This window comes from Streptomyces sp. NPDC033270, assembly GCF_055576575.1.
This window is the reverse complement of sequence record NZ_JBVIRA010000035.1, coordinates 56195-77073: the sequence shown is the minus strand read 5'-3', so window position 1 is coordinate 77073 and position 20879 is coordinate 56195. Positions and strand designations below refer to the sequence as shown.

19 protein-coding genes are annotated in these 20879 nt (G+C 71.4%); 9 read left to right on the top strand and 10 right to left on the bottom strand.

The genetic code is table 11. From position 1 onward, the window contains the following. Positions 1-222: 222 nt before the first annotated feature. On the bottom strand, positions 223-756 hold the full coding sequence (locus ACZ5XZ_RS35010) for an NUDIX domain-containing protein (protein ID WP_468985744.1): 534 nt from the start codon (positions 754-756) through the stop codon (positions 223-225). 1 nt (position 757) lies between these two features. Next, on the bottom strand, positions 758-2119 hold the full coding sequence (locus ACZ5XZ_RS35005) for a tetratricopeptide repeat protein (RefSeq protein WP_468985726.1): 1362 nt from the start codon (positions 2117-2119) through the stop codon (positions 758-760). A gap of 896 nt (positions 2120-3015) precedes the next feature. Between ACZ5XZ_RS35005 and tgmA the strand changes: the two genes are divergently transcribed. The 5 genes from tgmA to ACZ5XZ_RS34980 all read left to right on the top strand — a co-directional run bounded on the left by tgmA (position 3016) and on the right by ACZ5XZ_RS34980 (position 9877). Continuing rightward, positions 3016-3351 carry a putative ATP-grasp-modified RiPP gene (tgmA, locus tag ACZ5XZ_RS35000; RefSeq protein ID WP_468985723.1) on the top strand — a complete coding sequence of 112 codons (336 nt, stop codon included), beginning with the start codon at positions 3016-3018 and terminating at the stop codon, positions 3349-3351. Beyond that, positions 3351-4319: an ATP-grasp ribosomal peptide maturase gene (gene tgmB / locus ACZ5XZ_RS34995; protein WP_468985721.1), complete on the top strand. Its 969-nt coding sequence runs from the start codon at positions 3351-3353 to the stop codon at positions 4317-4319. The genes tgmA and tgmB overlap by 1 nt, the downstream gene beginning before the upstream one ends. Beyond that, a complete protein-coding gene (locus ACZ5XZ_RS34990; protein ID WP_468985718.1) occupies positions 4316-5491 on the top strand; it encodes a methyltransferase domain-containing protein in 1176 nt (391 codons plus the stop codon). The genes tgmB and ACZ5XZ_RS34990 overlap by 4 nt, the downstream gene beginning before the upstream one ends. 150 nt (positions 5492-5641) lie before the next feature. Then, positions 5642-6919 (top strand): thymidine phosphorylase, encoded by a 1278-nt coding sequence (locus tag ACZ5XZ_RS34985; protein WP_468985714.1) that lies wholly within the window; start codon positions 5642-5644, stop codon positions 6917-6919. Positions 6920-7081: 162 nt separating this feature from the next. Continuing rightward, positions 7082-9877: a type 1 periplasmic-binding domain-containing protein gene (locus ACZ5XZ_RS34980; protein WP_468985712.1), complete on the top strand. Its 2796-nt coding sequence runs from the start codon at positions 7082-7084 to the stop codon at positions 9875-9877. Between the two features lie 79 nt (positions 9878-9956). Here ACZ5XZ_RS34980 and ACZ5XZ_RS34975 read toward each other — a convergent pair whose 3' ends face one another. Further along, positions 9957-11276: an MFS transporter gene (locus ACZ5XZ_RS34975; protein WP_468985710.1), complete on the bottom strand. Its 1320-nt coding sequence runs from the start codon at positions 11274-11276 to the stop codon at positions 9957-9959. A 62-nt stretch (positions 11277-11338) separates the two neighbouring features. On the opposite strand from ACZ5XZ_RS34975, the gene ACZ5XZ_RS34970 reads away from it, so the two are divergent. Next, positions 11339-12367 carry a LysR family transcriptional regulator gene (locus tag ACZ5XZ_RS34970; RefSeq protein ID WP_468985708.1) on the top strand — a complete coding sequence of 343 codons (1029 nt, stop codon included), beginning with the start codon at positions 11339-11341 and terminating at the stop codon, positions 12365-12367. A gap of 42 nt (positions 12368-12409) precedes the next feature. Here ACZ5XZ_RS34970 and ACZ5XZ_RS34965 read toward each other — a convergent pair whose 3' ends face one another. After that, complete coding sequence (locus ACZ5XZ_RS34965; protein WP_468985705.1) at positions 12410-13174, bottom strand: alpha/beta fold hydrolase; 765 nt, start codon at positions 13172-13174, stop codon at positions 12410-12412. A gap of 103 nt (positions 13175-13277) precedes the next feature. Between ACZ5XZ_RS34965 and ACZ5XZ_RS34960 the strand changes: the two genes are divergently transcribed. Together ACZ5XZ_RS34960 and ACZ5XZ_RS34955 are read left to right on the top strand one after the other, a co-directional pair. Further along, a complete protein-coding gene (locus tag ACZ5XZ_RS34960; protein ID WP_468985702.1) occupies positions 13278-14438 on the top strand; it encodes an adenosine deaminase in 1161 nt (386 codons plus the stop codon). Positions 14439-14583: 145 nt separating this feature from the next. Further along, positions 14584-14847, top strand: coding sequence for a hypothetical protein (locus ACZ5XZ_RS34955; protein WP_468985700.1), 264 nt, complete (start codon positions 14584-14586; stop codon positions 14845-14847). Between the two features lie 114 nt (positions 14848-14961). On the opposite strand, the gene ACZ5XZ_RS34950 is transcribed toward ACZ5XZ_RS34955, so the two are convergent. The 5 genes from ACZ5XZ_RS34950 to afsQ1 all read right to left on the bottom strand — a co-directional run bounded on the left by ACZ5XZ_RS34950 (position 14962) and on the right by afsQ1 (position 18910). Further along, positions 14962-15174: a PspC domain-containing protein gene (locus ACZ5XZ_RS34950; protein ID WP_468985698.1), complete on the bottom strand. Its 213-nt coding sequence runs from the start codon at positions 15172-15174 to the stop codon at positions 14962-14964. Between the two features lie 46 nt (positions 15175-15220). Next, on the bottom strand, positions 15221-15775 hold the full coding sequence (locus ACZ5XZ_RS34945; RefSeq protein ID WP_468985695.1) for a VanZ family protein: 555 nt from the start codon (positions 15773-15775) through the stop codon (positions 15221-15223). Positions 15776-15879: 104 nt separating this feature from the next. Further along, positions 15880-16500 carry a hypothetical protein gene (locus ACZ5XZ_RS34940; RefSeq protein ID WP_468985693.1) on the bottom strand — a complete coding sequence of 207 codons (621 nt, stop codon included), beginning with the start codon at positions 16498-16500 and terminating at the stop codon, positions 15880-15882. Beyond that, the gene (locus tag ACZ5XZ_RS34935) at positions 16497-18236 is read right to left on the bottom strand and encodes an ATP-binding protein (protein WP_468985691.1); all 1740 of its coding nucleotides are present in this window, start codon (positions 18234-18236) and stop codon (positions 16497-16499) included. Before ACZ5XZ_RS34935 ends, ACZ5XZ_RS34940 begins: the two co-directional genes overlap by 4 nt. Further along, positions 18233-18910, bottom strand: a complete 678-nt coding sequence (afsQ1, locus tag ACZ5XZ_RS34930; RefSeq protein WP_026169550.1) for a two-component system response regulator AfsQ1 — start codon at positions 18908-18910, stop codon at positions 18233-18235. The genes ACZ5XZ_RS34935 and afsQ1 overlap by 4 nt, the downstream gene beginning before the upstream one ends. A gap of 308 nt (positions 18911-19218) precedes the next feature. On the opposite strand from afsQ1, the gene ACZ5XZ_RS34925 reads away from it, so the two are divergent. Next, positions 19219-20007 carry a SigE family RNA polymerase sigma factor gene (locus ACZ5XZ_RS34925; protein ID WP_468985689.1) on the top strand — a complete coding sequence of 263 codons (789 nt, stop codon included), beginning with the start codon at positions 19219-19221 and terminating at the stop codon, positions 20005-20007. A gap of 215 nt (positions 20008-20222) precedes the next feature. Here the strand turns inward: ACZ5XZ_RS34925 and ACZ5XZ_RS34920 are convergent, their stop codons facing one another. Next, positions 20223-20852 carry a uridine kinase family protein gene (locus ACZ5XZ_RS34920; RefSeq protein WP_468985686.1) on the bottom strand — a complete coding sequence of 210 codons (630 nt, stop codon included), beginning with the start codon at positions 20850-20852 and terminating at the stop codon, positions 20223-20225. Between the last annotated feature and the right edge of the window lie 27 nt (positions 20853-20879).

The following is a 20879-nucleotide window of genomic DNA, read 5'->3' as shown; positions in this document are numbered from 1 at the left end:
CGCCACCCACCCCCGCCACCCACCCCCGCCACCCACCCCCGCCACCCACCCCCGCCACCCACCCCCGCCACCCACCCCCGCCACCCACCCCCGCCTCCTCGGGGACGCCGGGGCTTCGTAGCGCTCACACCCCACGTGCGCTCAGTTCCTGCCGTGCAGATGACCTGCTGGGGCGTCACCTTCTATCGCTACGGCTTTGAACTGCGGTTCGCGACCCGGTGTCTACCTCCAGCCGTCCAGCGATACCTGTTGCCCGTCGGTCAGGTAGTGATGAAGAGCGCTGGCGGTGGTGTCGACGAACTCGTCGGGGATGGCATCGGCGTCGACCCAGCACACCTGATCATGCTTCCGCGGTTCCCGGTTTTCGGGTTCGCCGGTCCATTCGTGGGCGGCGAAGACGACGGTGAGGAAGCCGTTGGGGGCTTCGACGCCCCAGGCGCCGTGGATGATGTGGGCGACCTTCAGCGCCTCGGGCTTCACGGCCAGGCCGGTCTCCTCGTACAGCTCGCGTACGGCGGTTTCGGTGATCGGCTCGCCGGGCTCGCTCTTGCCGACGGGGAGGTCCCACATCCCCTGTGCGAACTTGGCGCCCTGGCTGCGCTGAAGGAGCACGACGCGGTTGGTGGCCGTGTCGTGGACGATGACGGCGGCGACCAGCACGGTCATGGCTTCGAGGGCGGGCTTGAGCGCTTTGGGCTGGTCGTCGGTCTTCGGCTGAGCCACGGTGGATCCCTTCGTCGGCCGGTTGATCGGCAGCTTAGGCCAGCGCTTCTCGTGCGCGGCGGGCGAGTTCGGTGGCGCCCGGTACTTTGCGCCGCTGGTAGACGGCAAGGGTTGATCTGAGCGAGGTGATCGCCTTGCGCGTCCGGTCGGAGGTCATGCCTTCCATGAGGCTCAGGGCCTGGGACCAAGCGGCGACGGCTTCGTCGGCGCGTGCCTGGGCGGCGAGGCTGTCACCGAGGTCGGCATAGGTGAGGGCGTGGACGCGTTTGTACTTCTGAGGGTCCCAGCGGATGAGGGCGTCGCGGTGCTGCTGCTCGGTGCCGATGTGGTCGGCCAGGTCGGTCAGGGTGCGGGCGGTGTGGCTGGCGACGGTGCCGGCGGCCGGGCCACTGACGCGGGAGTAGCTGGGCTGAGGTCCGTCGTAGCGGATGAGGGCATCTTCGGCAGCGAGGAGGGCGCGGGCTGCAGCGGGCTTCTCACCAATAGCGGCGTATGCACGGGCGTGGGTGATGTGGAGGAGGGCTTCGGTCCGGCCATCGGTGCGGTTGAGGCCGCGGGTGAGCGCGGCGGCAGCTAGATCGACGCAATGGTGGGGCTGCTTGAGGCTGAGGGCCTGGTGGGCGAGGGCGCGCATCATCCAGGCCGCATGCCCGTAGGGGTCGGCTTCGCAGGCGAGTTGGTAGCCGACCTGGTAATAGCGCTGGGCGGCGCCTTCCTGGCCGAGGTCGTGGTGCTTCCAGCCGGCCAGGTAGGCGAGTTCGGCGACCGCACCGAAGGCGGCTCGGCGTAAGGCGTCGCTGGAGAAACGTCCGCGGAGCATGGGGGCTGCGGTGTCGGCGAGATAGGCAGTGACGGTGGTCAAGCCGTGGCCACCGCCGAGGCGTTCGTCGGCCGCACTGAAGACGGTGGTGATCTGACGTACGACGTCCACATCCTCCACGCCGACCATGGCCGCTCCGGTGCGTGCGCGGAGCATGCGAGCGGTGGCCTCGTGATCGTAGGCGAGCGGCATGGCGACGCCGGCGGTGGTGAAGGCGGCTAGCGCGAGGAAGCGGCGGCGTTCCACATCGGCGCGGCCAAGGTCGGTAGCGGCGAGGACCGGGTCCGGTTCCAATTTCGTCGAATCGTGGGCCTCGGCTGGGCCCAGGCCAATCTCGGTCTGGGTGATGGTGCGGCCTGCTCGGCGAGACAGCGCCTCGGCGAGGTACTGGCCAGCGCGTCCGGTGGGCTGCCGGGTGCCGTTCACCCAGTGTGAGATGGCCGACTTGTTGGTCTGGAGGATCTCGCCGCTCTCTGCGGCGACGCGCCGTACACCCTTGGCCAGGGCCTCGTATGTGCAGCCGGCCGCCTCGATGGTGTCGCGCAGGCGGGGGTTGGGTTCTCTCTGCGCTGCCACGACGTCTCCCGTCCGGGGCTGTAAACCGCGTATACCGCTTCAACTGCCCCTCACCGTAGCAACCGTGCGTGACGGCGGGTTCACTAAACATCAGCCGTCCGGAACGGCGGTACCCCCTGGGGAGGCTCGACAGGCCACACGCAAGACCCCCGCGATCGGGCGAACGATCCGGGGGCGTGGCCATCAACTATCTGGGAGTTGACAACATGTTCAACGCTACAGCGAGATTCTTAGTCCTGCTGTTGTGGCTGCTCTTTCCCGCGCGAGGCTGCCACCGATACATCGGTGCACTGCCTGCCACGAGGCACGGGGACGCGCCGACGCTCATGCTTCCCCGCGTCCCCGTCAGGCAGCCGGGGCCGCTCCGCGGCGAGGACTCGGCTCTGATCCGCCCGTACGTCCTCACGCCCGAGGAACGGCGGGAGCGGCGATTGCAGCACGGTCGGCGGCAGATGCTGTGGCCCACCCTGCATGGGTACGACGCGAGGCCGCGCTCGGTTCACGGCGCGGAGGTGATGGGTTGATGCCCCGCGTCTGCCGCCCCGTTCACCTGTGGGAACCGGTGGCGGTACGGGACCCCGAGCCGGTTGCCGGATGTGATGTGTGCCGGGCTCTGGCTGCGCAGCGCGCCGCGGCTCTCGCCATCGGGGACAAGTCGAAAGCGACCGACTGCAACATCGAGATGCGCCGTCACCCCCACCCGAAGCAGGGGTGCGGACGACTGGGCGGATGGGGAGCCGGGCCTGACCTCACCGTGCCTCAGTTCCGGGCGGCGGTGGCTAGTTCGCACACCTACCTCCCGTAGCGGCCATCCGAGGGTTTCCCTGCCTCGCGCGGGCGGGGGCGTGCAAGCACTTCCCATCCATCAAAAACGATCCATCGAGAAAGGGGAAGCAATGCCCACCACAGTTGGGGAGTGTCGGTCTGCCGGGCCGGCACTCGACGCGGCGGAGCTGCGGCTCCCGTTGAGCACCGACGGGGCCGCGTCCATGCCGGAGCTGTCGGACTGCGAGGGACCGGCACCGTTCGCGTTCCGGTTCCTCACCCCCGTCTCGGCCACGGGCGGCATCCTGCCGAGCGATGTCGAGTACGACGAGGAGTCACAGACCGGCGTCTACGAGGACATGCCGCCGGGCGTCTATATGACCAAGAACCCGCCGAAGACCTACGGGCCGACGGCACCCACAGGCCAGATGGACGCGCCGGACGACCCCGGACCGAGCGACGATTGATGACCGTCGCCGGACAAGTTCTCATCCTGGCGGGTCGCTTCGACCCGACCTGCGATCTGGTGGTTGAGGAGTTGAACCGGCGCGCCGTGCCCGTCTTCCGGGCCGATATGGCCGAGTTCCCGCTGAGGCTCACGCTTGCCGCGAGCCTCAGCGGGAAACGCTGGCACGGCACGCTGAACAACGACCGCCGCACGCTCGACCTCGCGTCGGTCCGCTCCGTCTACTACCGTCGTCCGACCCGCCCGAAGTTCCCCGAGCAGATGGCCGCCGCAGCCCGCAAGGTCGCCGAGACCGAAGCCCGGTGGGGCTTCGGTGGATTGCTGACGGCTCTACCGTGCCGGTGGCTTCCTCCGCCAGGGAGGGCGGCGGACGCCGAGTACAAGCCGCTGCAGCTGAGCGTGGCGGCCGACGTGGGGCTGAGCGTTCCCCGCACCCTCATTACCAACGACCCGGACTCGGCAAAGGACTTCGCCGACTCGGTCCGGGGACCCGTCATGTACAAGCCGTTCTTTCACGTGCGAGGCACCGTACACGGGCAGACTGCTGCCGTGTACGCGAGCATCGTCGGCCCCGACGACCTGCCTCATCCGGACATAGCCAGCACCGCCCACATGTTCCAAGAGTGGGTACCCAAGGCATACGAGGTGCGGTTGACCGCCGTGAACGGCCAGATCTTCGCGGCGGAGATCCACGCCGACTCGGACGCCGGCCACATCGACTGGCGCAGCGACTACGACAGCCACACCTACACGGTCTGCGTCCCGCCTCCCGAGACGGCTGCCGGAGCGCTGCGGATGCTGGACCGGCTCGGCCTGCCATATGGCGCGTTCGACTTCGTGGTGACGCCGGATGGGGAGTGGCGATTCTTGGAAGTGAATCCGAGTGGACAGTACGGGTTCATCGAGCAGGCGACCGGACTGCCGATCACGGCCGCGATCTGTGACTACTTGGAAGGGACCGGCCAGTGACGAACATCCTCGACGACGAACAGGGCTTGAGCCGGGCGCGTGTCTCGCTCACGCAGCAGATCGACCGTGGAAGCACGGTGCTGCCGTCCCGGCTGGCGGGAGCGTTCCTCAACGTCCCCCGGCATCCGTTCGTCCCGGTCTTTTACCGGCGTGAGGGAGAGCGGTTCATCCCATGGAGAATCACTGACGGCGACGCGGAGGCATGGCTCGCCGCCGTGTATACGGACGACTCCCTCATCACGGAAGTGGACGGCGTACACGCTGAGCACGCCGGCCCGGGCGGAGTGGACGGCGTGCCCACGTCATCCTCGACCGCTCCGAGCCTCATGGCGGACATGCTCGATGCCCTTGACGTGAACGAAGGGGACGAGGTGTACGAGCTCGGCGCCGGCAGCGGCTACAACGCCGCGATGCTCTGCCACCTGGCTGGGGACAAACACGTCACCACCGTGGACCGCTCCTGCACCCTCGCGACCCTGGCCCGCGAACGGCTCAACGCGGTCGGATTCGATCCCCTTGTGCTCCATGGCGATGGTGCACGGGGCTTCCTGCCCGATGCGATGTACGACCGCATCATCGCTACGGCCTCTGTGCGACGCATCCCGCCCCTGTGGCTGGAACGATGCCGCGTCGGCGGCATCCTGGTCGTCCCCTTCAAGGGCACCCTTGCCGGGGGGATGCTCGCGCGGCTCACGAAGCAGCCGGATGGCACAGCGGTCGGCCACGTCCTGCACACCCCGGCCGCCTTTATGCCGCTCAAGAGCGGCACCGAAGTGGAGGTGCAAGTACCCGGGATCCCCGACGGTCCAGGCGGCGAGGCCGAGCTCTCCGGGCGCGTGCTGGACGATTGGACGTTCTCGTTCTTCGCTCAGCTTCACATGCCGCACGGCCTCGTCCGCACATACGGCCAGAGTGACGACGGTCTGCACGTCACCACGCTGTACGACCCTGCGGACGGCTCGGCGACCCGCATCAAGGACCTGAGAGAGGGGCCGCCACTGGTGACCTCTACGGGACCGCGCAACCTGTGGGGACCGATCGAAGAAGCCCACCGGCGATGGCGGCAACTCAACCGGCCACGACGCGAGTGGTTCACCATCGAAGCCACCTCCGCCGAGCAGACCGTGGCCTATACGGCGCCGGATGGACAGGTGCACTGCTGGACGATGTAGCCGACACCGGCGACAGGGCGCAGGGCGTTGCAACCTAGGCTCTGGGGCCGCTGCGGTCCGTGCGTCCGTCCACGTCCAGCCACCCCGTGTCTATGCGTGTAGAACGGGATGCGTGTAGAACGGGACCCACCCGTTCGAAAGGAACCATCCATGGACGCCATCTCCGTCATCCGCACCAAGCGCGACCACGGCGAGCTGACCCCCGACCAGATCGACTGGGTCATCGACGCCTACACCCGCGGCGAGGTCGCCCATGAACAGATGTCGTCCCTGGCGATGGCCATCTTCCTCAACGGCATGAACCGCAAGGAGATCGCCCGCTGGACCGCCGCCATGATCGCCTCCGGCGAGCGCATGGACTTCTCCGGGCTGCCCCGCCCGACCGCCGACAAGCACTCCACCGGCGGCGTCGGCGACAAGATCACCCTCCCGCTCGCCCCGCTCGTCGCCGCCTGCGGCGCCGCCGTGCCCCAGCTCTCCGGGCGCGGCCTCGGCCACACCGGCGGCACCCTCGACAAGCTGGAGTCCATCCCCGGCTGGCGCGCCCAGCTCGGCAACGACGAGATGCTCGACATCCTCCGGAAGGCCGGCTCGGTCATCTGCGCCGCCGGCGACGGCCTGGCCCCCGCGGACAAGAAGCTCTACGCGCTGCGCGACGTCACCGGCACCGTCGAGTCCATCCCCCTCATCGCCTCCTCCATCATGTCCAAGAAGATCGCCGAGGGCACCGGCTCCCTGGTCCTGGACGTCAAGGTCGGCTCCGGCGCCTTCATGAAGAACCTCGACGACGCCCGCGAACTTGCCTCCACCATGGTCGAGCTGGGCACCGACCACGGGGTGCGGACGGTCGCGCTGCTCACCGACATGGCCACCCCCCTGGGGCGGACCGTCGGCAACGCCCTCGAAGTCCGCGAATCCGTCGAGGTGCTGGCCGGCGGTGGCCCCAAGGACGTCGTCGAGCTGACCCTCGCGCTCGCCCGCGAAATGCTCGACGCGGCCGGCCTCCGGGACGCCGACCCGGCCAAGGCGCTGGCCGACGGCTCCGCCATGGACCACTGGCGCCGCATGATCTCCGCCCAGGGCGGCGACCCCGACGCCCCCCTGCCCGTGGCCCGCGAACAGCACACCGTCACCGCCACGGCCACCGGCACCCTCACCGCCCTCGACGCCTACGCGGTCGGCCTCGCCGCCTGGCGCCTGGGCGCCGGCCGCGCCCGCAAGGAGGACCCGGTGCAGGCCGGAGCCGGCATCGAACTCCACGCCAGGCCCGGCGACCACGTCACCGCCGGCCGGCCCCTGCTGACCCTGCACACCGACACCCCCGAGAAGATCCCGTACGCCCTGGACGCCCTCGACGGCGGCATCGTCATCGGCCCGGAGGGCACCGCCTTCACCGCGGGCCCGGTGGTGCTGGAACGCATCGGCTGACGGCCCCAACTCCTCGGTGTCCACCGCCCGTTGAAGCCGGGCGGTGGGCACCGTCGTATTTCGGCCAGATTCCCAAATCGGCCTCCGGCGTCTCGTAGGATTGTTCAACAACCCTTAGTCTCGGGGCCCTTGGCGGTGCGGCGAGAGACGGGGTGATCTTTCGTGTCGGAAGAGGACCGGGGCGCGACGCGGCACACGGAGCAGACCTGGGAGTACCCGTTCCCCGAAGGGGCCGGATCGGACGCCTTCATGGCCGCGTTCAAGAAGGCGGCGGTCCCCGAGGAATGGCGAACCCTGCGGACCGAAGTGTGGCCGCTGGTGCTGCTGGACACCGGCGGCAGCCCGGACACCGCGGCCCGGCGTGCCCACCGCGTCCTGCAGGGCCTGGCCGACGCCCTCGGCGGCGAGGAGGACAAACGCCTCGCCTACGCCAGACCGCAGCTCGACCAGGAACCGGCGGGCCCCCAGCCGACCGCGGCGGCCCGCCCGCCCGCACCGGACTTCCTGACCGTCCGCATCGGCAGCCTGCTGCGGTCCGGCACGCCGCCGGAGACCGGACGGCTGCGGCTGCGCAACCTGCGGCTGATGACCGAACTGGTCCGCTGGGCGCAGCAGACACCGGACGACGCCGACCTCACCGCGCGCACCCTGCGCGACCACCTCTACGACCTGCGGGCCGCCGCCACCGACGGCGGGCTGCCGCACCTGCTGGCCAAACTGAGCCGCACGCAGGTCCCCGCGCTGCCCGAGGGACGGCCCGTCGCGGCGCAGTCCACCGTGGAGCTGGTGTGGACCCACCTCGCGGGGCCGCTGCTGTACGGCCTGCCGAGGTGGTGCTGGTCGACGTGGTGGAGCTGGCGGCTGGTCACCTCCAAGCGGGGCTGGTACGCCCGCTGGCGCCCGGTCAGCAGATCCGGCTCGTTCTTCGACAAGGCGGCGCAGTTCCTGCGGCGGCAGATCGTTCGGCTGCGCAAGCCCGACGACCCGGCGGCGCGGCGGGCGGCCCTGCGCGACTTCGAGGAGCTGCTGCTGCGGGCGCTGCTGGCGGACCTCCACCGGGCGGGTCCCGGCCGTCTGCTGCCCTGGCGCCGCCGCCGGCGCACCCGCCGGGTGGTGCTGCTCGACCTCCCCGCCGCCGACACGCCCGCGAAGGCGGCGACCCGCCGCTTCCTCGACACCTGCCAGGCCGTCCAGGGCATCGCGGGCAGCGCCTCCCTGCTGGTCGTCGGCGCCGGCGCGGCGACGGACTACGCCGACGCCCGATGGCGCCGCTGCCGCGACCTCAAGGAGACCGCGCGCGAGCTGTCCGCCGGCGCCGGGCCGGCGCCGCAGCCGCTGGTCGGCGCGCTGCCGCAGCAGGACTTCACCCGGGACGGGATGCTGGTCCACCCCGTGGAACCGCCGGAGTTCCGGAGCCGGCCGGCGACCGAACTGGGCTGCGAGCTCGTCGCCGGCTGCCTGGCGCTGGGGCTGCTGGCGAACCTCCTGTGGCCGGTGCTCTTCCCGCCGGCCCCGGACTGCCTGGACGGGGCGGTGGTGACCGGGCAGACCCCACCGCGGCCCGGGCCCGCCGGGACGCACGGCGAATCGCCCCGCGAGCAGTACGACGACGTCGTTCGCTCCATCGGCCGCCTCAACCGCAAGGCGCTGTACGCCGAGCGCACCCACCACAAACCGGTGCGCCGGGTCGTCTATCTGGGCAGCGGTGTGGCCGACGACCCCGACCTCGTGGTGATGAACGGCGCGATCCCGGAACTGCGCGGCATCTGGCTGGCCCAGGCCAAGCGGAACCAGGACGCGATGACAGACCCCCACCGGGTGCTGCTGTACGTCGACGTACGGAACACCGGCAAGCACTTCGAGCACGTCGTCGACCAGGCCCGCAGCGTGGTCCGCCAGGCCGCCGCGCACCGCGACGAGGCCGGCAGCGACACCGTCGTCGGCGTCGTGGGATTCCGGGATAGCCGGCAGTCGACCCAGGCGGCGGCGAAGGTGCTCAGCGACGGAAGGGTCCCGGTCATCGGTACCACCGCGACCGCCGACGCCATGCAGAGCGCCGGCGACTTCTACCGGGCGATGTCCCCGGACAACAGCCGGGAATCCCGGATCGCCGCGCAGTTCGCCCGCCAGGGGCGCATCATCCAGACCGGGCCGGGCCAGTGCCGGACCGCCGACCGGGCGGTGGTGGTGAAGGACCCCGGCGACCTCTACAGCAACGAACTCGGGGCCAAGTTCGCGCAGGCCTTCGGCGCCGGCCAGACCACTCTGGAGTTCCCGGGCCGCCCACGCACCGGCACCACCGCCCAGGACACCGCCGAGCGGATCTGCGACCTGCTCCACACCCACCCGCGCACCGTCGTCTACTGGACCTCCAGGGTCGACGCCTTCACCTCCTTCATGAACTCCTACGGCCCCGACTCGGGCTGCTCCGGAAGAGCGCTGACCGTCATCGGAGGCAACGAACTCACCAGCGCCGCACTGGGCGGCCAGTACCTGGACAACGTCCGGCTGCGGCTCTACCACACCGTGCATGTACTGCCCGACGGCCATCCGCAGGAGAACGACCAGGCACGGCAGTTCATCGCCGACTACATCAGGGCGTACACCGCCCACGACCCCTGGATCAACGACGGCCACGAGGCGCTGGCCCACGACGCGCTGTGGCTGCTGTCCCTGGCGGCGGACCGGGAGTACGCCAGCACCCGGGACGTCACCGCGAAGGCCGTCAAGTCCAAGCTGGACGAGGGCGTGCACTTCCAGGGCGTCAGCGGCGACATCCGCATCCCGCCCCGGCACGGGTCCGCGCCCCCGCTGGACAAGGCGCTGGTGATGCTCCACCACACCCGCGAGGGCCAGAAGCTCGTGCTGTACTGCGGCGCCTTCCGGCAGGACCAGGGGCCCGTGACGCGCTGGGGCCCCGACGGGCAGTACCCCTGCCCCCAGGACGACCCGAACTGACCCGCCCGCGCCGGTACGCGAAGGGCCCGCCCCACCAGGACAGGTGGCGGGGCGGGCCCTCCGGCTCATGGAGCGGTCGCTACGCGGCCTTCCCCAAGTGGAGCAGCCGGCGCTCGGCGACCGCCTTGCGCGTGGCGTACAGCGTGATCGAGGCGGCGCCCAGCATCGCGGCCAGCCCCAGGACGACGGTGCCGTCCCAGCCGACCGCGTGGAAGGCGGCGGCACCGAGCGCGCCGCCCAGGCTGCTGCCGACGTAGTACGCGCACTGGTAGAGCGCCGACGCCTGGGCGCGGGCCGTCTTGGCGGTACGGCTGACCGCGGACGAGGCCACCGCATGGCCCGCGAAGAAACCGGCGGTGATCAGAACGAGGCCCGCCAGCACCGCGGCCACCGAGTCGGTCAGCGTCAGCAGCAGACCCGTCGACGTGGTGCCGACCGCCAGGTAGAGGGCGCCGCGCCGGCCGACCCGGGCCACCAGCTGGCCGGCCGCGGCCGAGGAGACCGTACCGACCAGGTAGACCACGAAGATCGAACCGACGATGCCCTGCGGGAGGTGGAACGGCTCGGACACCAGGCGGTAGCCGATGACCGTGTAGACCGCGCCGAAGACCGTCATGAACAGCGCGCCGATGCCGTAGAGCCGGCGCAGCAGCGGATCGGAGAGGTGACCGCCCAGCGTACGGGCCAGCGCCCGCGGCCCCACCGAACGGGACGTGAAGTGCCGGGCCCTGGGCACCAGCAGCCGGAACGCCACCGCGCACAGCACCGCCATCACACCCACCGCGCCGAGCGCGGCCCGCCAGCCCCAGGCCTGGGCGACCCAGCCGGTCACGATCCGGCCGGACATCCCGCCGATGCTGTTGCCCGCCACGAACAGACCGATGGCACCCACCAGCGCCTTGGCGCGTACCTCCTCCGCCAGGAAAGCCATCGCCGAGGCCGGCAGCCCGGCCAGCGCGACGCCCTGGACGGCGCGCAGCGCGATCAGCGCGCCGATCGACGGCGCGAACGGCACCAGCAGCGCGATCAGCGTGGCCACCGAAAGGGACACGGTCATCAGCGTGCGCCGCCCGAACCGCTCGGAGACGGCGCTGAGCGGGATCACCCCGAGCGCCAGGCCGAAGGTGGCCGCGGACACCGTCCAGCTCGCCTGGTCCGGGCTCACCCCGAGGTCGCTGGAGATCGCGGGCAGCAGCGCCTGTGTGGAGTACAGGAGGGCGAAGGTGGCCACTCCGGCGGCGAAGAGGGCGAAGCTCATCCGGCGGTAGCCGGGGCCGCCCGGCCGCAGCTTGCCCGACTCGGGGTCGGGCGCGGCGGCGGAGGAAGAGGAGTCTGTGGACGACTGGGGAGAGGCGGCCGCACGGTCGGTGACGGACGCCCCGGTATCAGCGGGAGGCATGCTTCGAAGGTAGGCCCGGCCAGTTCATGCGTCCAATGCATGGAAACTGCATAATCGATTCTGTGATGCATGAGCGCAGGTCGCAGGGGTCGCTGTTGCAAGGTCGCAACAGAAAAGAAGTGCCGGGGGACAAGCGCCCCGGCGCGGAAGCCGGCGCGGACACCGGGGAGGCCGCCGAACTGGGCGGCGACTCGTGGGCGACGCTCCTCGCCCCGCGGCTCGCCCAGTTCACCGCCGTCGCCCGGCACGAGCACGTCACCCGCGCCGCGCAGGAGCTCGGCATGCCGCAGCCGACGCTCAGCCGCGCCATCGTCCGCCTGGAGGACGACCTCGGCGTCGCGCTCTTCGCCCGGCACGGCCGCACCCTCTCCCTCACCCCGGCCGGCCGGGCCTTCCTCGCCTCCACCGAGCGGGCGTTGACGGATCTGGAGCGCGCGACGGAGTCCGTACGCGCCGACGTCGACCCCGCGGCCGGGAAGGTCGCCTTCGGCTTCCTGCACACCCTCGGGCCGGAGACCGTCCCCGGCCTGATCCGCAGCTTCCGCGCCGACCATCCGCGGGTGCGCTTCCAACTCGTGCAGAACTACGGCGAGGCGATGATCGAGCGGCTGCGCGCCGGCGACCTCGACCTGTGCCTGACCTCGCCGGTCCCGGACTACCCCGATCTGGTCGCCCGCCGGCTCGACGAGCAGAAGCTGCGCCTGGTCGTACCGGACGAGCATCCGCTGGCCGCGCGCAAGCGCATCCGGCTCGCGGAGGCCGCCGGCGAGCTGTTCGTGACCCTCGAACCGGGCTACGGACTGCGCCGGATCACCGATGCGCTGTGTACCGAGGCGGGCTTCACCCCGCGGATCGCCTTCGAGGGCGAGGAGGCCGAGACGCTGCGCGGCCTGGTGGCGGCCGGCCTGGGCGTCGCCCTGCTGCCACCGCCCGCCGTACCGCGCCCCGGCGTCGTCGAACTGACCGTGACGGCCCCCCGCGCGGTCCGGGAAATCGGGGTGGCCTGGCTGGACGGCCACCCCGACACCCCACCGGTGGCCGAGTTCAAGAAGTTCCTCCTGAGCCGCCGCGGAAAACTCCTTCCCCGCTGACCCCAGAGGGAAGCCGGGCGCCGACCCGGCAGGTCACCCCGCTCAATGTCTCAGCGACGCCCCGAAGCCCGAGGCCAGCGGCATCCGCAGGCCCAGGGGAGGGGGTGCGGCCAGGGCGTCCTTGATCGGGCGGGCGTAGTCGCGGGTGAAGAGCGAGCCGAGCAGGAAGTCGGCGGCCAGGGCGTGGACTTCGGTGCGGTGCTGGTGCAGTGAGTGGCCGTCGGAGTGGACCTCGAAGCGGCAGGTGTCGCGGTTGACCTTCTTGGCGCGCTCGGCGTAGCGGTACGACAGGTCGGGGTCGTGGCGCTCGTCGTTGGTGCCGTGGACGAGGAGGACCTGACGGCCGATGAGCTGCTTCACCGGATCGGGCTGCCCGTGGTGCCGGCGGGGGTCGGGCAGCCAAGGGGCGATCGCCAGCACGGAGTTGACGGCGGGGTGTCCCGCGGCGTGCAGGGCGGCGCGGGCGCCCATGCCCGTACCGACGAGGCAGACGGGGACGTCGCCGTAGCGGCGCACCACCTCCTCCAGGGCCCAGGTGGCATCGCATGCGGGGTGGGCCTCGGTGCCGTTCCAGCCGCGGCAGCGGTAGTGCACGACATGGGCGGTCAGGCCCTCGCTGCGGCCCGCTTTCGCCAGCCGGGCCGCGAGCGGGCGTACCGCCAGTGCGGAGACCGGTGACGGGCGCCGCACCCCGGTCGGGCCTCCTCCGGGCAGTAAGAGGGCGACCCCGCTCACCGCCTTCGCAGTCCCGCCCGCTAGCGGTCTTCCCAGCCGGGCCTCGCGCGTCGGCAGTGCTTGCTGAGCCATGACGAGAACGATGGCAGAAGGAGGCGTGCGCGCCACCCTGTGTACGGGTCACTGTTACGTATCGTTCGGTGAGATCTACGCGCGTAGGGGCTAGAGTGCCGAAATGACGAGCGAGACCACCACCCTTCCGACCCCTGAACAGATCCGCCGAGCCCCCAAGGTGCTGCTCCACGACCACCTCGATGGCGGCCTGCGCCCCGCGACGGTCGTCGAGCTGGCCCGCGCCAACGGCTACGAAGGACTGCCCGAAACCGATCCGGAGAAGCTCGGGATCTGGTTCCGTGAGGCGGCCGACTCCGGTTCGCTGGAGCGCTACCTGGAGACCTTCGCGCACACCTGCGCCGTCATGCAGACCCGCGACGCGCTGGCCCGGGTGGCCGCCGAGTGCGCCGAGGACCTGGCCGCCGACGGCGTGGTCTACGCCGAGATCAGGTACGCGCCCGAGCAGCACCTGGAGCAGGGGCTGACCCTCGAAGAGGTCGTCGAGGCGGTCAACGAGGGCTTCCGCGAGGGCGAGCGGCGGGCCCGCGAGAACGGCCACCGCATCCGCGTCGGCGCCCTGCTGACCGCCATGCGGCACGCCGCCCGCGCCCTGGAGATCGCCGAACTCGCCAACCGCTACCGCGACGGCGGCGTCGTCGGCTTCGACATCGCGGGCGCCGAGGCCGGCTACCCCCCCACCCGCCACCTCGACGCGTTCGAGTACCTCAAGCGCGAGAACAACCACTTCACCATCCACGCCGGTGAGGCCTTCGGCCTGCCGTCGATCTGGCAGGCGCTGCAGTGGTGCGGTGCCGACCGCCTCGGCCACGGTGTCCGGATCATCGACGACATCGAGGTCGCCGACGACGGCTCGGTCAAGCTCGGCCGGCTCGCCTCGTACGTACGGGACAAGCGCATCCCGCTGGAGATGTGCCCCACCTCCAACCTCCAGACCGGCGCGGCGCCCTCCTACGCGGAGCACCCCATCGGCCTGCTGCGCCGGCTGCAGTTCCGGCTCACGGTCAACACCGACAACCGGCTGATGAGCGGCACGACCATGTCGCGGGAATTCGAGCACCTGGTCAAGACATTCCGATACACGCTCGACGACATGCAGTGGTTTACGGTCAATGCGATGAAATCAGCGTTCATTCCTTTCGATGAACGTCTCGCCATGATCAATGACGTCATCAAGCCCGGTTACGCGGAACTGCGGGCCGAATGGCTCTTCCGCCCGGCGTCCACGACCTCGCCTGTGAGCAGCGGTTCTGACTCCGAGTAACGCTGATAGCGCGAGTCTATAGCGTAACGGCCGGTGGCATGTCCACCGGCCGTTTTTGTTTTCCTCGTGGCTGTTTGCGGCGCCGGTTGCCGCCTCACTAGGTTGATTTGCCGGTCAAGCCCCCATCAATTGAGGACGTAATTCGATGAAGCAGGGAACCATCAAGACTCTCGGTGCCGCCGCTGTCGGTGCCGCCATCGCCGTCACCGCGGCGGGCGCCGCCAGCGCCGCGCAGGTGGGCACCCCGGACGCCAAGGGCGTGCTCAAGAACCTGCCGGTGAAGGACACCGGCAAGGTCCTCAAGGGCACCAAGACGCCGGTCGGCAACGTCAAGACGCCGCTGAACTCCCAGGGCAACCTGCTGGGCGGTCTGCCGACCAACGCCGTCTCCAAGGCCCTGGGCAGCTGATCCCGCTCCCCGCTCCGTCCTCCAGGGACGCGTGACGTGCCATGCCCCGGCCGTATGCCCTCGCAGATACGGCCGGGGCGCCGTCATGTCCGGGCCGGGCGCCGCTGCGGCCGACTACCAGCCGGCGGCGCCGGCGGCGGCCTTCCGCTCCGAGGGCAGGAGTATCCACAGCGCGAGGTAGAGCAGGAACTGCGGGCCGGGCAGCAGACACGACACCAGGAAGATCACGCGCATCGTCGTCGGGGTCGTACCGAAGCGACGGGCCAGGCCCGCGCACACTCCGGCGATCATTCGGTTGTTGCTCGGGCGGACCAGTGCGGCGGCCATGATGGGCGACTCCTTTTCGACTTCGTGGGGCGTTTGCCCCGATGTCTCAAAGGTAGGTCCGGCCGCCCGACAGCGCGTCAGCCTGCGGAGCCAGTCCGACCCTGGGGATCCTCGGGGTCGCACCCCCGAGTTCCTCGTACCGACGGCGGAGCCGGGACCGGGCCCCAGGAACGACCAGCAGGTGCACCAGTGCCACTCCGAGGGTGTTCAGCAGCACCGCGTCGACGTCGGGGACCCGTCCGGGTACCCCTGACTGCAGCAGCTCGATGGCCAGCGCGATCATCGCGCCGGCGAAGACGGTACGGGTCAGCGACACCAGCGGTGAGACGTTCAGCCGCCCGGCCGAGAGCGGGAGCAGCACCCCCAGCGGCGCCAGCAGCAGCACCGGGCCGCCCAGGTGCCCCACCGCCTCCCACGTCAGGCCGTGTGCCAGCTCGGCCCTGATCGTCGCCAGCGGCTGAAGGTTCGCGGCGGACACCCATGGCACCGAACGAGGACGCAGTGTGAGCCAGCCGACGGTCAGCAGATGCGCCACGAGGAGAAGGAGTCCGGTGACGCGCATACGGGGGGCGGCGGTGGTGCCGGGGCCATGACGCTGCACAAAGGCCAGGACGCCGGTAGTGGGGGCCGCGGTTCCGCCCCATTGCACCCGTCTTGGCCGCCCCCGGTCCGGCCGCGCCCGTCGTGGCCGGCCGCCGGCTCGCTTCAGTCCCGCTGCGACAGCGGGTCCCCCCACCCGGCGTGCTCCGCGATGTCCGGGTGGGCCAGCACATCGGCGGAGCAGTCGTAGCGGTGCGCGGTGTCGTCGCCCGGCCCGCCCAGCACGGCCGCGTGCGTACGCCCCAGCGCCGGGCTCGCGCCGTAGGTGCACACCAGCTGCGCCAGCGCGAAGGACGGCAGGTCGTCCGGCCGGATGCTCAGCCGCAGCGCCTCCGACGGGTCGCTGCGGCGCGGCCCGTCGACCTTCAGCCCCTGGGGCAGCGCGCTGCTGAACCCGGCCGTCTCCTCGTCCGCCGACGGCGTGCGCTGCAGCTCGACCAGGAGCGTACGGGCGGCCCGCAGCCGCGGATCGGCGGCCGACGTGTCCTTCGCCGGCGTGGTCCGCTCGACCTGCACCAGCGCCGAACCGCACACCAGATAGACGGCGGTCTGCGCGCCGCCGGTCGTGCCCGGCGACGCTTCGCCCGGCGCCTTGCAGCTCACCCGCGAGGGCGCGCCGCCCGCGTCGACGGGCACGGACGTGCCCCGGATCCCGCAGCCCGCGGCGGCCAGCGCGAGTGCCGCCGCACCGGCGGCGCGCCGCCACCTCCGACCGGTCGGTGTCATCGCTCGTCCTCCGTGCCCCGGGCCGGGGCGCTGTCGCCGCCGGCCAGCCGGGAGGCGTCCATCGGCAGCCGCAGGGTGAAGACCGCGCCGCCTTCGGGGAGGTTGGCCGCGGTGATCTCGCCTCCGTGGATGTGCGCGTTCTCCAACGCGATCGACAGGCCCAGGCCGCTGCCCTCGGACCGCGGGCGGGACGCGCTCGCCTTGTAGAAGCGGTCGAAGACGTGCGGAAGGACCTCTTCCGGGATGCCGGGCCCGTGATCGCGTACGCGGATCACCAGCTCGCCGCCGCCGGGCCGGCCGGTGTCCTCGGTCTGCTCGGCGGGCCCGTCGGCGGCGCCCTCGGGCGCCATTGCCGTGCCGGGCACGGCCGCACCGCCGGCCTCGTCCTCGTCGGCCGCGTCCCGTACGCGCTGCTCGCCGCCGCCGTCCTCCGTGTGGACCGACACCCGCACCGGCGACCCGCCGTGCTTGAGGGCGTTGCCGATGAGGTTCGCCAGGATGACGTCGAGGCGCCGCGGGTCCAGCCGGGCCACGATGCCGCGGTCGGCGTCCAGGTCCACCGCGTCCAGCCAGGCCCGCGCGTCGATACAGGCGGTGACCTGGTCGGCGACGTCGACGTCGTCCAGCACCAGCCGGGCCGTCCCCGCGTCGAAGCGGGTGACCTCCATGAGGTTCTCCACCAGGTCGTTGAGCCGGCGGGTCTCGCTGACCACCAGCTGGACGGCGGGCGCGATCATCGGGTCGAGGGAGTCGGCCTCCTCCTCCAGCACCTCGGAGACCGCGGTGATCGCCGTCAGGGGCGTGCGGAGTTCGTGCGACATGTCGGCGACGAAACGGCGGGAGGACGCCTCGCGGGCGCTCAGCTCCTCGACCCGCTGCTGGAGCCGCTCCGCCGTACGGTTGAACGTACGCGACAGGTCGGCGAGTTCGTCGGTGCCGGTCACCCGCAGCCGGGTCTCCAGCCGCCCCTCGCCCAGCTGCCGCGCCGCATGCCCCAGCCGCTGTACGGGCCGCAGCACGGTCGTCGCGGCCGCCTGGGCCAGCAGCGCGGAGCCGACCAGCGCCAGCGCGGTGGCGATGCCGAGCGACCAGGCCAGCGAGTTGAGGTCCTGCCGCTCGGCGGCCAGCGACTTCATCATGTAGCCGGTCGGTCCGCCGCCGATCACCTTGGCGCCGGCGACGAGGTAGGGGGTGTCCCCGACCTGCTTGCGCTGCCAGTACAGATGGTGCGCGGAGGGGTTGGACTCGTCGACCGGACGCACTTCGTTGACCGCGCCGCGCAGCGCGTCGGGCACGCTGCGCAGCGTCAGCAGGTCCTTGTCCGTGGTCGCCGCGCAGTCCTTGCCCTCGCGGTCCACGCCGATCAGCAGCACCGCGTAGTTCTGCGGCCCGCCGGCTATCTGCCGCGCCGCATCCTGCAGTTCGGTGCACCGGGGGCGCAGCGGCAGCGACCGCGTGCTGTCCTCCAGCGACTTGCGGAAGTCCTTGAGGACGGCGTTCTGGGTGCGGTCCAAGACGGTGTTGCGGTTGAGCCAGTAGGCGATGCCGGACGCGGAGACCGCGGCGGTCAGCGCCACCAGCGCGAACACCACGACCAGCCGCAGCCGCAGGCTCGTCCAGCGCAGCAGTCCCGAGGCCCGGCCGAGCAGTCGCGGCACCTTCCGGGCGGATGCGGCCGCGGCCGGGGTGTCCGCGGCGTCGTTCGGCCTCCCGCCGCTGTGGGAACGTTCCGTCACTGCGGGGAGTCCAGCCGGTAGCCGACGCCGCGGACCGTGCGGATCAGCGTCGGCGAGGACGGTACGTCCTCGACCTTGGCGCGCAGCCGCTGCACACAGGCGTCCACCAGGCGGGAGTCGCCCAGGTAGTCGTGTTCCCACACCAGCCGCAGCAACTGCTGCCGGGACAGCGCCTGGCCGGGCCGGCGGCTCAGCTCCAGCAGCAACCGCAGCTCGGTCGGGGTCAGTTGCAGATCCTCGCCGTTCTTGGTGACGGTCATCGCCGACCGGTCGATGACCAGCGAGCCGAACGTCGCCGAGTCGCTGGACTCGCGCTCGCCGCGGCGCAGCACGGCCCGGATGCGGGCGTCCAGCACCCGTCCCTGGACCGGTTTGACGACATAGTCGTCGGCGCCGGACTCCAGTCCCACCACGACGTCGATGTCGTCGTTGCGTGCGGTGAGCAGGATGATGGGCAGCTGGTCCGTACGCCGGATCCGCCGGCACACCTCGAAGCCGTCGATGCCCGGCAGCATCACATCCAGCACGATCAGGTCCGGGCGCTGCTCACGCAGCAGCTTCAGGCCGTCCTCGCCCGTCGCCGCGGTCACCACACGGTGACCCTGGCGGGACAGCGAGAGTTCGAGGGCCGTGCGGATGGCGTCGTCGTCCTCGATCAGCAACAGGAAGGGCACGGCAGCCATTCTGTCCCATGGGACGCCTGGACATCGACCTGCCGCGGGTGCGTCGTGCTGCCGCGGGTGCGTCGTGCCGTCTCGGGTGGGTCGTGCCGTCTCGGGTACGTCGTGCCGGGCCGGGGCGGAGCCGTGGGTGGTTGCGGTCGGAGTGGGGGGCGCCTGTATGCGGGGTGCCGGGCCCTGTGACAGGTCTGTGACAGTCGGCGGACAACGCGATGAAACTGGCTTGGCAGTCTTTTGGGCACCGGGAGAGATCAACACCCGGGGGACACCGAACGAGCTGGCTCTACGACGGGGGGCGCGAGATGAACACACTGCACGGCACGGCTTCCAGCGCAGTTATCACGCGACTTCACGACGTCGTACGGACCACGGAGAAGTCCGGTGTCGTGAGCGGGCGGGGGTGCGCTCGCGGCACCGGGCGTCAGCGGCTGCCGTTCATGGTGGCCATCGACGCCACGAAGGTGGCCGTCGACGGGGGAAACACGGGCCACGGGGGAGACGCGGCCCACGGGGGAGCGGAGTACGGGGAGGCCACGGGGGAACGGCGTTCCGCGTCGGAGGCGGCCGAGGCCGAAGCGGCCTTCACCGCCTACGTCCAGGAGCGCCGCGCCTCCCTGTACGCCACCGCCTACCACCTGACCGGCGACCGTTACGAGGCCGAGGACCTGCTGCAGAGCGCGCTGTTCTCGACGTTCCGCGCCTGGGACCGGATCAGCGACAAGGCGGCGCTCGGCGGCTATCTGCGGCGCACGATGACGAATCTGCACATCAGTGCCTGGCGCCGCCGCAAGCTCAACGAGTACCCGACTGAGGAGCTGCCGGAGACGGCCGGCGACGTGGACGCGATGCGCGGCACCGAGCTGCGTGCCGTGCTGTGGCAGGCGCTGGCGCGGCTGCCCGAGACGCAGCGCACCATGCTGGTGCTGCGCTACTACGAGGGCCGCACGGACCCGGAGATCGCGGACATTCTCAACATCAGTGTCGGCACGGTGAAGTCGAGCATCTGGCGCGCCCTGCGCCGGCTGCGTGAGGACGAGGTCCTCAGCTTCGGCCGTGACGAGGAGGAGTCCTTCGGCGAGCTGGTGGCCTGAAGGACCGGGGGAGCCCGAGGGGGAACGGGAAACGCCCGAGGGGGATAGAGGGGATACGGGGGAACCGGCTCGGGCGGAGCGATCCGCGGGAGCCGGGCGTATCGGGGGATACGGGGGAGCACGGGGGAAGGAAGCGGGTTCGGGCGGCCGGGGGGTCTGCCCGAGCCCGCTTCCGCGTGTTCCGCGACCGCCGTACGTGGTGTCCGGCCGCCGGGTCAGGAGCCGACGGCCGCGCCCGCCGGGTCCACCGCCCCGGCCGCCCATATGCGGTCCAGGGCTTCCGGCTTGGCACAGGCGTGGGCGCCCAGGGCCGTCTGGCGGGCGACGATGGAGCGTTCGCCGCGCATCAGGCGCAGGCCGCGGCGCACCAGGTACGGGGCGGACTTGCGGCCCTCGCGCAGATCGCGGACCAGCCGGCGGCGGAAGGTGGTGGCCGGGTGGCCGCGCAGGCACAGGGCGTCGGCCAGCAGGCCGGCCGCGCGGCAGGCGGCGATGACGTCGGCGGCGAAGACGCCCTCCGCGATGAACAGCCCGGCGCCCCCGAGGTCGAGCCGGGCCGTGCCGACCCGGGCGCTGGCGGAGATGTCGTACACGGGAACGTCGCAGCGTCCCGTACGGCACAGTGCGGCGATGGCCGCGACGGCGGTGTCGGCGTCCCAGGAGAGCGGTGAGTCCCAGTCGGCGCCGCCGCCGTCGGGGAGTTGGGGCAGCGTCGGGTCCGTTGCCTCCTTGTAGAAGTCGTCGAGGTTGAGGACGGGCAGGCCGCTGCGTGCGGCCAGGGACGTCTTGCCGGAGCCGGAGGGGCCGGTCAGCAGGACGACGCGGGCGGGGGAGTGGGAGCTCACGGGCAGCCATTGTCGCGTATTGCGCTG